The sequence below is a fragment of the Caproiciproducens lactatisolvens genome (genome assembly GCF_052443335.1).
In the GTDB taxonomy this organism is placed as follows: Bacteria; Bacillota; Clostridia; order Oscillospirales; family Acutalibacteraceae; genus Caproiciproducens.
Map to the genome: position 1 here is coordinate 1,697,744 of NZ_CP195750.1, position 12,767 is coordinate 1,710,510.

10 protein-coding genes and 1 other annotated feature are annotated in these 12,767 nt (G+C 51.2%); of the genes, 3 read left to right on the top strand and 7 right to left on the bottom strand.

The window, feature by feature from the left end; all coding sequences use genetic code 11:
- Positions 1-240: 240 nt before the first annotated feature.
- From ACRQV7_RS08375 to malQ, 7 genes are all read right to left on the bottom strand, one after another.
- Entirely contained in the window at positions 241-612 is a 372-nt protein-coding gene (locus tag ACRQV7_RS08375) for a type II toxin-antitoxin system PemK/MazF family toxin (protein ID WP_038324246.1), read from the bottom strand.
- Between the two features lie 161 nt (positions 613-773).
- Positions 774-1,271: a hypothetical protein gene (locus ACRQV7_RS08380; protein WP_275717289.1), complete on the bottom strand. Its 498-nt coding sequence runs from the start codon at positions 1,269-1,271 to the stop codon at positions 774-776.
- 32 nt (positions 1,272-1,303) lie between these two features.
- Positions 1,304-2,836 carry an NAD(P)H-hydrate dehydratase gene (locus ACRQV7_RS08385; protein ID WP_444657794.1) on the bottom strand — a complete coding sequence of 511 codons (1,533 nt, stop codon included), beginning with the start codon at positions 2,834-2,836 and terminating at the stop codon, positions 1,304-1,306.
- Positions 2,817-3,203, bottom strand: coding sequence for a holo-ACP synthase (acpS, locus tag ACRQV7_RS08390; RefSeq protein WP_444657795.1), 387 nt, complete (start codon positions 3,201-3,203; stop codon positions 2,817-2,819). The genes ACRQV7_RS08385 and acpS overlap by 20 nt, the downstream gene beginning before the upstream one ends.
- Positions 3,184-3,696: a DUF6106 family protein gene (locus tag ACRQV7_RS08395; RefSeq protein WP_444657796.1), complete on the bottom strand. Its 513-nt coding sequence runs from the start codon at positions 3,694-3,696 to the stop codon at positions 3,184-3,186. The genes acpS and ACRQV7_RS08395 overlap by 20 nt, the downstream gene beginning before the upstream one ends.
- A gap of 107 nt (positions 3,697-3,803) precedes the next feature.
- Positions 3,804-6,143 carry a glycogen/starch/alpha-glucan phosphorylase gene (locus ACRQV7_RS08400; RefSeq protein ID WP_444657797.1) on the bottom strand — a complete coding sequence of 780 codons (2,340 nt, stop codon included), beginning with the start codon at positions 6,141-6,143 and terminating at the stop codon, positions 3,804-3,806.
- A gap of 27 nt (positions 6,144-6,170) precedes the next feature.
- Entirely contained in the window at positions 6,171-7,670 is a 1,500-nt protein-coding gene (malQ, locus tag ACRQV7_RS08405) for a 4-alpha-glucanotransferase (RefSeq protein ID WP_444657798.1), read from the bottom strand.
- Positions 7,671-7,996: 326 nt separating this feature from the next.
- Between malQ and ACRQV7_RS08410 the strand changes: the two genes are divergently transcribed.
- From ACRQV7_RS08410 to pheT, 3 genes are all read left to right on the top strand, one after another.
- On the top strand, positions 7,997-8,986 hold the full coding sequence (locus tag ACRQV7_RS08410; protein WP_275717277.1) for a LacI family DNA-binding transcriptional regulator: 990 nt from the start codon (positions 7,997-7,999) through the stop codon (positions 8,984-8,986).
- Positions 8,987-9,036: 50 nt separating this feature from the next.
- Positions 9,037-9,250 (top strand) — a binding site (T-box leader).
- Between the two features lie 62 nt (positions 9,251-9,312).
- Positions 9,313-10,332 (top strand): phenylalanine--tRNA ligase subunit alpha, encoded by a 1,020-nt coding sequence (gene pheS, locus ACRQV7_RS08415; protein WP_275717275.1) that lies wholly within the window; start codon positions 9,313-9,315, stop codon positions 10,330-10,332.
- 15 nt (positions 10,333-10,347) lie between these two features.
- Positions 10,348-12,726, top strand: coding sequence for a phenylalanine--tRNA ligase subunit beta (gene pheT / locus ACRQV7_RS08420; protein ID WP_444657799.1), 2,379 nt, complete (start codon positions 10,348-10,350; stop codon positions 12,724-12,726).
- Positions 12,727-12,767 lie beyond the last annotated feature (41 nt).

Consider the following 12,767-nt stretch of genomic DNA (forward strand, 5'->3'; position numbering starts at 1 on the left):
CAAACATTGTGTCATAAATTGTATCCGATTCAGAATTAAAATTGTATGTTTACGATAAAAAACGCCGGTCCTCACAAGAACCGGCGTTGCGTTTTATTTGATTCACATTTTGATGCTCCTGTTTTCCCCGCTGGGTTTTCTGCTGCTCCTTTGCGGGGAGGCCATTCCTCTTTTTTATTTTATTTTTATGGTTTTTACGGCCAATAGAAATGTACATATTTTTATTGATTTCAGGCAACTCTATGTAGCCTCGCGTTCCTCTTCGTCAAGATCAAGGCCAAAGCTGATAGATAGAGCCTGATTGACCTGTGTCATTGCCGTATTATCAAGGCGCCCCATGCGCTCTTTCAATCTGTGTTTGTCGATTGTACGAACCTGTTCAAGCAGGACAACGGAATCCTTTGCGAGTCCGGTGGTCTGGGCATTGAGCATAATATGCGTTGGAAGGTTTGCCTTTGCTCGCTGGCTGGTGATTGCCGCGGCAATCACGGTCGGACTGAACCGGTTTCCAACATCATTCTGAACAATCAGCACAGGTCGGACGCCGCCCTGCTCAGAACCAACAACCGGGCTCAGGTCGGCATAATAAATATCGCCTCTTCTAATGTTCACATTTTTCACGCTCCGAATAATTTATGATATAGGGTCTGCGGTTATTGTTGACATTCTCCAGACGATTTATTCGCTTGCAGTCCCTAACACATAATATTATTTAGGCGCGGAGGTTGACATAAAATTAAATAGAAAAAAAGGGTGCAACCGCCGTCACACCCTTATTGCGTATCGTCGCGCATCTGCGCTTTCAGTTTTTTTTGAGGAATGGAAATGGTTTGAATCTGCCCCGTATTTCTGTCGGCGGTCATTGTGAAATCAATGCCCTCCACGGTGCCGGAAAATTCATTCCCATGCGTTCTGGTAAGGGAGCCGCCTTTCTCCGCATAGTCCAGAACCTGCAGCAAAATGACGGCAAAAGAGGTGTCCGGCAAAACGCACTCGTCGCTTTTGGCGGAAATTCCACTGTAGGAAACAGAAAATCCTTCGCCGCTCCAATCGTAGGTCAGACCGTTCATATCCCCGGAAAGAAACTGCACGTTCGCCCTTCCGGGCGCGTCGCGACTCAATGCGCATTGTATTTTTTCGCCGTTGTAATCAATATCGGCCGTGCAGTGAAAACAGAAAACGATGTCTTCGGCCTTCATTTCCTGCGCCGCACAGGCAGAAAAAGAGAAAACCAGAAAAAAAGAAAACAGGCATATCGCTGTCCGGCGCATAGCTTTCCACTCTCCGCACAAAAAATACGGTTTTACCGCTCAAGCTCCAGAAACAGCCCCGGAAGCATACCGATCATGTCCGTCGGCAGCATGGCGTACTGGGAAAACGCTTTCGCACAGCGATCCCCCGCCTCACCGTGAAGATACACCGCGCCGACCGCCGCCGCCGCAGGGTCAATCCCCTGCGCAATAAAGGAAGCCGCCATTCCCGCCAGAACATCCCCGCTGCCTCCCTTTGCCATTCCGGGATTTCCCGTTGGATTGAGATGTACCATTCCGTTCGGCTCCGCAATCAATGTGCCGGCGCCCTTGAGCACGAGGATGACATTGTGCTTTTCCGCAAAGCTCCGGGCATACTCCAACCGGTGGGCCTGCACATCCTTTACGGTGGTCTTCATCAGACGGGCCATCTCCCCGGGATGGGGAGTCAGTACAACAGGAACGCGGGCTGTTTCCAATACATTTATATTCTCCGCAAGGATGTTTATGCCATCTGCGTCAATAATGAGGGGAACCTGTGAATCGGAAACGAGACCGCATACGATCCGCGTCATCTCTTCCCCGCGCCCCAGCCCGCAGCCGATCAGGCACGCGCTCGCTTTGGACAGAGCATCCTTCAGCGCCTTCCTGCCGGCGGGAAGCATCGTTCCGTCCGGCGCATAGTCAAGCAGGGTGAAAACCGGCTCCGCAATCTGGGAAGCAACGATCGGGTAAATGGTACGGGGAAGCGCCGCATCCACAATACCGGCTCCGCAGCGAACAGCCGCCTTTGCGCTCATTACCGCCGCTCCTGCCATTCCGTCGCTGCCGCAGAGGCACAGCAGCCTGCCGTAATTCCCCTTATTGCTGAGCGGGTCCCGCGGCCCCAGCAGAGATTGTGCCGCCGAAAGCTCCGTTACCTCAAACGTCGACTTCTGGCTGGCGATGAGATCTGCGCCGATACCGATCGGCGCCACGGTTACCTGCCCGCAGTAATCCTGTGCGGGCTGAATCAGATGTCCGTTTTTCAGGGTGGAAAAGGAAATCGTATCGTCCGCCTGGATGCATTCCCCATCCACCGCCCCGGAATCGCAGCTGGCACCGCTGGGGATATCCAGGGAAACAACCTCTGCGGCGGAATTTCGCACCGCGTGAAAGACCGGAAGCATTTCATCCGGAACACGGCCGTGGAACCCGGTCCCGTAAATGGCGTCAATGATAAAGTCGGCGGAGGCGATGGCGGCTTCTGCTTTCCCGCTTTCCCCACCGTCCAGAATTTTTACCGCTGTATCCTTCAGACGCGAAAATATGGCCTTTGCAAGGTCTGTGCGGGGAAGGCCGTCGGTTATCACCACGGTAACCGACACGCCGAGCTCAGACAGCCTGCGCGCCATCACATAGCCGTCTCCTCCGTTATTTCCTTTCCCGCAAAGAATCACGACTTTCCGTCCGGACAGGCTGAACTTTTTCCGCAGGAAACGGACGGCCGCGGCACCGGCGTTTTCCATCAGCTCCAAATAGCTGATTCCGGAGTCGACGGCGCTTTTTTCAAGCTCCTTGCTCTGTTCACAGTTTAATACCTTCATTTTCAGGCTCCTCCCCGATCACAACTGCCGAAGCGTATTCTTTTGTATGGGTCACGCTGACCTGGAGAACAATTTTTCTTTTCTGCACGATTTTCAGCGCGCTGCCGCGCAATTGAAAATATGGCCTGCCGTTTTCCTCTCTCAACAGCTCCACCTCGCCGAACGAAAATCCGCGCATCCCCGTGCCCAGCGCTTTGGAAAAGGCTTCTTTTGCGCTGAAGCTGGCGGCGACGCTCTGAACGGGAAATCCGCGCAATTCAAGCTGAGCGTACTCGGCGGGGCCGAGTATCCTCAGTAAAAAGCGCGGATTCTCCATGGATTTCTTGATTCTTTTTATTTCAACTAAATCAATTCCTGCCAAAAGCATTGACTGCTACCTGCCTTGAAAGAAATGGTTTGATCGCGGTCAGGACCTTTTCGCTCGGGCTGAACAGCACCAGAATCCTGCCCTTTTGGGGATGACGCGCCGCAAGATACCAGGCGTCCCGGCCGTTTTCATATTCCGAAGCGTTAAATCTGGCCGAATAGGACTGTTTTTGATGATCTTCCTTCCGGTACCTGCCCAGAGCTTCAATGTCGTGCGCATCAACGGAGATCACTTTTTTTCTGCTCCGTCGGCTGATGATTTTATCGATCGTAAGATCGCTGTTGGTCACACTGTATTCGTATTCCAGGCTGCGCGAAGAAATCAGATAGTAGTCCAGAACAAAAATACCGACCATAGCCGGCAGCAAAAGCATGGGTATGTACACCGCCAAAAGCGTAAGGATCAGGCAGCTTGCCGCGAGGGCCCCGGCAAATACAAACCAATCGCTTCTACCGATTCTTTTCTTGATCATTTGTTCAACAAAAATATCCATTTTCAATCTCTCCAACCGAATGCTGATTTATTGGATATTGTAACATATCGGTTTCCGCATTACAAGGGATTGCGCCCCCGGCAGCGGAATTGCCGACAGGTTCCTTATCACATTCCCCAGATTTGTATGGCATATTCCCTGACCGCCCTGTCGCTCGAAAATTTTCCGGCACCGGCTGTGTTCAGAAAGCCTTTGCGGGAAAACGCCAGCCGGTCGCTGTAATCGGAAATTGCACGCAGCCTTGTGTCGCAGTAAGAGAGAAAATCGTACAGGACAAAGTAATGATCCGGCTTATGCCAGCTGGCCCCGTCAAGCAGGGAATGATACAGTTCCCGGAACATTCCGGTACCCCCGTCGTCAAACATGCCGTTGACAAGAGTATCCACCGCCGCCCGTACCCTTTCGTTCTGCTCGTAGATCGTTCTCGGGTTGTAGGAGTCCGCGATTTTTTCAAGCTCCTCCACACGCGCTCCGAAAATATAATTGTTTTCTTCCCCCGCCTGCCGGATGATCTCCACGTTCGCTCCGTCCAGTGTTCCGAGCGTTACCGCGCCGTTGAGCATCAGCTTCATGTTGCTCGTACCGGAGGCCTCCGTCCCCGCTGTCGAAATCTGTTCGGAAATATCGGCGGCCGGCATGATTTTTTCCGCATAGGACACGTTGTAATTGGAGACGAAAACAACTTTCATCAAATGACTGACGTCCGGGTCATTGTTTATTTTATTGGCAATTTCATGGATGAATTTAATAATGCCTTTTGCCCTGAGATACCCCGGGGCCGCCTTGCCGCCGAACAGGAAGGCTGTCGGGTTAAAATGCTGGATTCTTCCGTCCTTTAAGCCGAAATACAGATCAAGAATGGAAAAAGCGTTTAGGAGCTGACGTTTATATTCGTGCAGCCGTTTCACCTGAACGTCAAAAATAAATTCGGGGTTCAGCCTGATTCCGTCATGCTTTTCAATATAGTCGGAAAGCTGCTGCTTCTTTATCTGTTTGATTTGCGCAAACTGGCGGATAACGTTATCGTCGTCCTTATATCGTTCCAGATTCTTCAGCTTCTCCAAATCCGTAACCCAGCCACTGCCGATCCTGTCGGTGAGAAATCCGGAAAGCTCCATGTTGGAAAGTGCCATCCAGCGCCGCTGGGTGACTCCATTGGTTTTATTGTTGAACCGCTTGGGGTAAATCTGATACCATTCTTTCAATACGGAGTTTTTCAGTATTTCCGTATGGATTTCCGCCACACCGTTCACGGAATGGGTAGCGAAAACCGCGAGCCGCGCCATATGAATCACCGAGTTTTCGTCAATAATCAGATACGGCTTTTGCGCTTTCTCTGTCGTAATTCCCATGCCGGACAGCTCCTTGAGCAGGGCTTTATTAATCATGACCACATACCGGTACACATTGGGGAGCACGCTCCTGAACAGCTTCGCATCCCATTTTTCCAGCGCTTCAGCCATAATGGTATGATTGGTATAGGCAAACGTCTGTCTTGCGATTTTCAGCGCCTTTCCGAAGGACACCCCCTCCCCGGAGACCAGAAGCCGGATAAATTCGGGGATGGACACCACGGGATGCGTATCATTCAGCTGAATCGCGTACTCCCCCGAAAAATGCGTGAAATCGTTTCCGTATCTTTTCTTATAGGTTCTGATAAGATCCTGTAAAGACGCGCTTGTGAAAAAATACTGCTGCTTCAGCCTGAGCTTTTTCCCCTTGTCCGTCGTGTCATTCGGGTACAGTACGCTGGAAATCGCTTCCGCATCATCCTTCTCCCGGACGGCAAGTTCAAATTTCTGGTCGTTAAACAGCTGAAAATGAAACGGAACTACCGGCTCCGCCTGCCAAAGACGCAGGGTGTTCACTGTGTTCGCTCCGTACCCGATGACGGGCGTGTCGTAGGGAACCGCATAGACCGTCTGGTTTTTGAACCTGACCTCTACTTTGTCCTCTTCTCTGCACTGGGACCACGGGTCGCCGAACTGCTGCCAGTCGTCCACGGTTTCTTTCTGGAATCCGTTTTCAAAATACTGCCTGAAAAGGCCGTACCTGTACCGGATTCCGTAACCGTTCAGGGCAATCCCCTGTGTGGCGGCCGAATCTAAAAAGCAGGCGGCGAGCCTGCCAAGCCCTCCGTTTCCGAGCGCCGCGTCTTCGATCTCTTCAAAAACAGCTACGTCTATATTATTTTCATGAAACAGCTCGGAAAGCTGGTTCAGAAGCCCTAAATTCTGTAAATTGCTGTAAATGAGCCGTCCTGTCAAAAATTCGGCTGAAAAATAGCAGGCCTTTTTACCTGCGTCCGGCGCTTCCCATTTGGACTTCACCTGCTTCATCGCCGCCTTCGAAACCGCATGATACAGTTCCAGAACATCCGCCTGATGGATCGTTTTACCGCTTTCCAATTCCAAAAGGGTTATCACATCGTTCTTAAATTTGTTCATAAAATCCACTCCTTAAAGTACAGAGACCTATCTGCCGTAAATCCTCGCCAAGCTGCAGAGTTCTTTTGAAATTCCGTCGGTAAGCTGACCCTTTTTCAGCCTCCACCGCCAGTTGGACCCTACCGTGGAGGGATAATTCATCCTGGCCCAGCCAGGCAGAAACAGGATATCCTGCGCCTGAAAAATCACCGTATCGGCCACGCTGGCATAAGCGGCGCGAAGAACAGCCCCCGGCAGGTCTTTTCTTCTTTTGACATTGAGGTATTCTTTTGCATACCTGACATTTTTTGCCGGCATCCTGCTGAAAAATTCAACCAGCGTGTCGTTATCGTGCGTTCCCCCGTAAACCACCGTATTGCTTGTATAGTACATTGGGAGATGCTGATTTTTCGGATTCCCGTCAAACGCGAACTGCAGGACTTTCATCCCGGGATATCCGTTGATTTTCAGAAGCTTTTTCACCTGGGGAACAACAACACCCAGATCCTCCGCAATCACCTGCGCTTTTCCGATGGAATCGTTTATCGCGTCCGTCAGTTTGCGCCCCGGACCGGGCTGCCAGCTGCCGCTGACCGCCGTCGTTTCTCCCGCGGGAATGGCATAATACCGGACAATACCGATAAAATGGTCAATCCGGATGACGTCATATCTCTTTGCGGAAAATTTCATCCGTTTTTTCCACCAGCCAAAATGATCATGTTCCATGGCATCCCAGTCATATAAGGGATTCCCCCAGAGCTGTCCTTCTTTCGAAAAAAGATCGGGCGGAACCCCGGCGACCTTCGTCGGCATGCGGCGGGAATCCAGCTGAAAAAGCTCACTGTTTGCCCAGACATCCGCGCTGTCAAGGGCGGCATAAATCGGAATGTCCCCGATCACCCGGATTCCGCGCTGATTCGCATAGGCTTTTACCCGGTTCCACTGCCTGTAAAACGCAAACTGGCAGAATTTCCAGAAATCCATTTCCGCCCTCAGCTTTTCCGAATACCGCTGTACGGCCGCCGGACGGCGGAAGCGGATGTCCTCGGGCCAGAGCAGCCACTCTTTATTTTCAAATTCAAACTTCAAAGCCATATACAGGCAATAATCTTCCAGCCAGTATGCATTTTCTTCACAGAACTGCCCATACTCCGCAGTGTCTGCGTGCCTGCTTCTGGAGAAAGCCGTGCGAAGCACCGCAAACCTGGACTGAAAAAGCGCGGCATAATCCACGCTCTCCTCCTTGCCGCCCCAGAAAAAAGAGCACGCTTCACCGTGCTTCAAAAGCCCTTCTTCCATCAGGATGTCCAGATCGATAAAATACGGGTTTCCCGCAAAAGCGGAAAAGGACTGATAAGGGCTGTCTCCATAGCTGGTAGGGCCGATGGGAAGCACCTGCCAGTATTTCTGTCCGGCATCCTTCAAAAAGTCGATAAACCGAAATGCCTGACTGCCAAACGTCCCGATTCCGTAATCGGAAGGCAGGCTGCTGATTGGGAGTAAAATACCTGAACCGCGGACAAGTTGATTTCTAACTGGCAATTTCATCCACCCCGCTACGAAAAATCACGAAAATATGACAATATAATATCAAAGGATTTTCGGAATGTCAATATGAAAAAAGGAACTCTTCTGTAAGTATTTTCTATTTTTAAGCACAATATTTCGGGACATTTGTTCAATCAAAAATGATAAATAAACCTATAAACAAAAATATTTTTCGTAATTTTTCGTAAAATTATCTCAAAGTATCAAATCTTTATCTTATTTTATAAAAAATTTGTTTCATATATTTTCCAATTTGAAAATATAACTCTTGAAATAATGCGCGGCCACAGTATATACTGTGGTTGAACAGGAAAAGAGGGATTTCTATGGCTACGATTAAAGACATTGCAGAAAAGCTTGGAATTGCTGTCAGCACCGTATCAAAAGGCTTGAATGGAGCAAACGATATCAGCGAGGAGATGCGCCAGCTGGTGCTGGACACCGCTGTAGAAATGGGATACGCTTCCAAAAAAGTGCAAAAGCTCGGCAAACGCAAGGTCTGCATCCTGGTCGAAAACATGGAATATGAAAACATTGACCAGTTTGGCTATGAAATTGTCGTAGGGTTTAAACTAAGTGCTGCCAGACATCATTGCGACGTAACGGTCATTCCCACAAACCTGAACATGCAGACTCAGGAAAAGTATGATTCCTATATGCTGAAACACGGATACAGCGGTTCGTTTTTGCTGGGATTCGCGCTGCATGACGACTACATCAACCAACTGTACAAAACGTCGGTTCCAACGGTTTTACTGGACAATTGCATCCCCAATAAGCACGTGGGCTACGTCGGCACCGACGGGTATAACGGCATCGACCTCGCGGTCAGGCATCTTTACGAATACGGCCATAAAAACATTGCCTTGCTGAACGGTTCCAAAAACAGTCTGGTGACCAATGAACGCCATCAGGCCTTTATTCAAAGCATGGAACATTATTCACTGAAAGTCAATCCTAATTTAATTGCCAACGGCTACTATGTTCCGGAATGCGCCAAAGATTATGTCGGTTCCTTTATGAAAAACGGGGCGACCGCCATTGTCTGCGCAAGCGACCTGATTGCGGCGGGCGTGATTGCCGAACTGAACCGTCTGGGAAAATGTGTGCCCTTGGATATGAGCGTGATCGGCTTTGACGATCTGCCGATCGCACAGCACCTGACCCCCACCCTGACCACAGTCCGGCAGGACAGGGTCGCGATCGGCAAAAGCGCCTTCATGATGCTGGAGGAACTGATCGGCGGCGTAAGCATCAGCAAAGTTCTGCTGAAACCGGAGCTGATTATACGGAATTCCACGGGAACCTGCCCGTAAAAGAAAGATCCCGCTTGCAATTGACGTGTTAAGGTGTTATATTATGTAGTATTAACACAAGGATAAAGGAAGTAACCTTTTTCTCCGCTTATTCAGAGAGGGCATGTCAGCGGCTGAAAGCATGCCTGTAAGCCTTAAAAGGCGAAGTTCCCTTTGGAGTGGCGCGGCTGAACCTTTTCAGTAGGCTGCGACGGCAGGCACCGTTAAAGGCCGGCGAGTAATCAATTAGGGTGGTACCACGGAGCTTTCGTCTTCGTCCCTTGCCGGGGCGGAGGCGTTTTTTATTGCTGATTCATGTCTGAAAGAATGGAAAGGATGATAACGCTATGAAGCAGGAGCTGGAAGCAATCCGCGAAAAAGCAATGCGCGAATTGGATGAGGCGAAAGGACAGCAGATACTCGAAAATCTGCGTATTAAATATTTGGGAAAAAAGGGAGAACTGACCTCCATTTTAAAACAGATGGGCGGCCTCTCCGCGGAAGAGCGCCCCAAAATCGGCCAGCTGGCCAATGAGGTCCGCGCTTTTATTGAAGCCGATCTGGTCAGGCGCGCCGCGGAACTGAAAGAAGAAGAAACCCAAAAAAGACTTGAAAAAGAGAAAATCGACGTTACGCTGCCGGGCGTCCGCCGGGAGCTTGGCGCAAAGCATCCCCTGAGCATTGAGCTGGACGCGATCAAGGAAATTTTTGTCGGTATGGGCTTTGAGATTGTTGAGGGGCCGGAGGTCGAATACGACTATTATAACTTTGAGGCGCTGAACATTCCGAAGGATCACCCCGCAAGGGATACCCAGGATACTTTCTATATCAACGACAACATTCTGCTGCGTACACAGACCTCGCCGGTGCAGGTAAGGGTCATGGAAAAACAGAAGCCGCCGATCCGCATCATTTCCCCCGGCAGGGTTTACCGTTCGGACGCGGTTGACGCCACGCACTCCCCGCTGTTCCATCAGATTGAGGGCCTGGTGGTTGACAAGGGAATTACCTTTGCAGATTTGAAGGGAACTCTTGAAACCTTTGTAAAGCGTATGTACGGCGAGGATTCCGTAGTACGGTTCCGGCCGCACCACTTCCCCTTTACCGAACCTTCCGCCGAAGTGGACGTACAGTGCTTCAACTGTCACGGAGAAGGCTGCCGCCTCTGCAAAGGCGAAGGCTGGATTGAAATCCTCGGCTGCGGCATGGTACACCCGAAGGTGCTTTCCAACTGCGGGATCGACCCTGAGGTCTACAGCGGCTTTGCGCTGGGCATGGGCCTGGAACGCGTAGTCATGAGGAAATACAGCATTGACGATCTGCGCCTGTTTTATGAAAACGACGTCAGATTCCTGAAGCAATTTTAAGGGGGACGCAGAACAATGAATCTTTCAATGAGATGGTTAAAAGAATTCGTAACGCTTGACGATATGCCGATCCGCGATTTTACAGAAGCGATGACCATGAGCGGCTCCAAGGTCGAAGGCTGGGAGACCGAAGGCAGCGAAATTGAAAACGTAATCATGGGAAAGGTGCTTTCTCTGGAAAAGCATCCGGACTCCGACCATTTATGGATTACGCAGATCGACACCGGTTCCGGGGAACCGATTCAAATCGTTACCGGTGCGCAGAATTTAAAGGTAGGCGACCTGGTGCCGGTCGCAATGGACAATTCTCTTCTGCCCGGCGGCAAAAAAATCAAAAAGGGCAAGCTTCGCGGCGTGGAAAGCAACGGAATGCTCTGTTCCCTCAGCGAGCTGGGGCTGACAAAGCACGACTTTCCCTACGCGATTGAAGACGGCATTTTCGTGATACAGGAGGACTGCGCGCTTGGCGAACCTGTGTGCAAGGCGATTGGGTTCGACGACACAAAAGTCGAATTTGAAATTACATCCAACAGACCGGACTGCTTTTCCGTGATCGGCCTTGCCCGGGAAGCGGCGGCGACCTTTCACAAGCCCTTCAGCGTACACACGCCGGTCGTAAAGGCGGGGCACGGCTCCTGTAAGGGGATGCTCGACGTAAAGGTGGAAGCTCCGGATTTATGCTCCATCTACTCGGCCCGCGTGGTCAAGAATGTCCGCGTGAAGCCCTCCCCGCGCTGGATGCGCGAAAGACTGCGCGCCATGGGCGTGCGCCCGATCAACAACATCGTCGATATCACAAACTATGTCATGCTTGAATACGGCCAGCCGATGCACTCCTTTGACCTGCGTTTTATTGACGAGGGCAAAATCCGCGTGCGCCGTGCGCAGGACGGGGAAACCATCACCACGCTGGACGGCGTCGACCATAAGCTGACCGCGAAGAATCTGGTGATTGCGGACGCCCATAAGCCGATTGCCATCGCCGGAGTGATGGGCGGCGAATACAGCGGAATCGTCGGCGACACCACTACGATTGTGTTTGAGTCGGCATGCTTCAACGGCGTTTCCGTGCGCACGACCGCCAGGGATCAGGGCATGAGAACCGACGCATCCTCCCGCTATGAAAAGGGGCTGGACCCCAACAACTGCCTTCCCGCGCTGGAACGCGCCTGTGAACTGGTGGAGCTGCTGGACGCCGGCGACGTGCTTGACGACAGGATCGTTGACGACCACTCCTCCGGCGAACGCACCAGAATCCATCTGGACGCGGACTGGATCAACCGCTTCCTTGACATTCAGCTGACCGCGGACGAGATGAAAGCGATCCTGAGCAAGCTGGAATGCGAATTCGACGGTGACGATATTCTGGCGCCCACCTTCCGCCCCGATTTGCAGCACAAAGCCGACATTGCCGAAGAAATCGCAAGATTTTACGGTTACAATAAGATTCCGGGCACTGCGCTGGGCGGCGGCGCACAGGGGAAATATTCCGCAAGGCAAAAATTCGAGCGCACCATCAACGACACCATGCTCGCGCTGGGCGCCAGCGAGATCATGACGTATTCGTTCATCAGCCCGAAATACTACGATAAAATCTTAATGCCGGCCAGCTCCCCGCTTCGCAAATCCATCACCATTTCCAATCCGCTTGGCGAGGATACCAGCATCATGCGTACTACGGCCCTTCCTTCCATGCTGGAAGTGCTTTCGCGCAACTATAACAACAGGAATGCGGACGCGTGCCTGTTCGAGCTTGCCAGCGAGTATATCCCGACTTCGGAGGACAAACTGCCGATTGAAAAAACCAATCTGGTCGTCGGAATGTACGGCAATCACGCCGATTACTTTACGGCGAAAGGAATGGCGGAGCAGATTTTGGGGAAACTTTGCGTATACGGCTGGGAAATCGAGGCTTCTTCCGAAGAGCCCAGCTATCACCCGGGGCGCTGCGCCGTGCTGAGCATAGAAGGAGAACGCCTGGGCGTGATCGGGGAAATCCATCCGCAGGTCGCTGAAAATTACGGCATCAGCGACAGGGTTTACTGCTTTTCGCTGGATGCGGACAAGATGTATGAATACGCGAAATCCGAAAAAACGTATACTCCCCTTCCGAAATTCCCCGCCGTGACCCGCGACCTCGCTCTTCTCTGCGACGACGGCACTCCCGTGCTGACACTTGAAAAGGCAATTATCCGCGGCGCCGGAAATCTGCTGGAAAAAATCAAGCTCTTTGACGTTTATAAAGGAGAGCAAATCGATTCCAGCAAGAAGAGCGTCGCGTTCAGCATTACCATGCGTTCTGCAGACAGCACGCTGACGGATGAGCGCATTGCCGGAACGATGAAAAAAGTCATGAAGGAACTTGAAAAGGCCGGTGCTATTTTACGTTCATAAGCTTCTGTTCGCAAATTAGTTCTTGAAATTATTGTATGTAT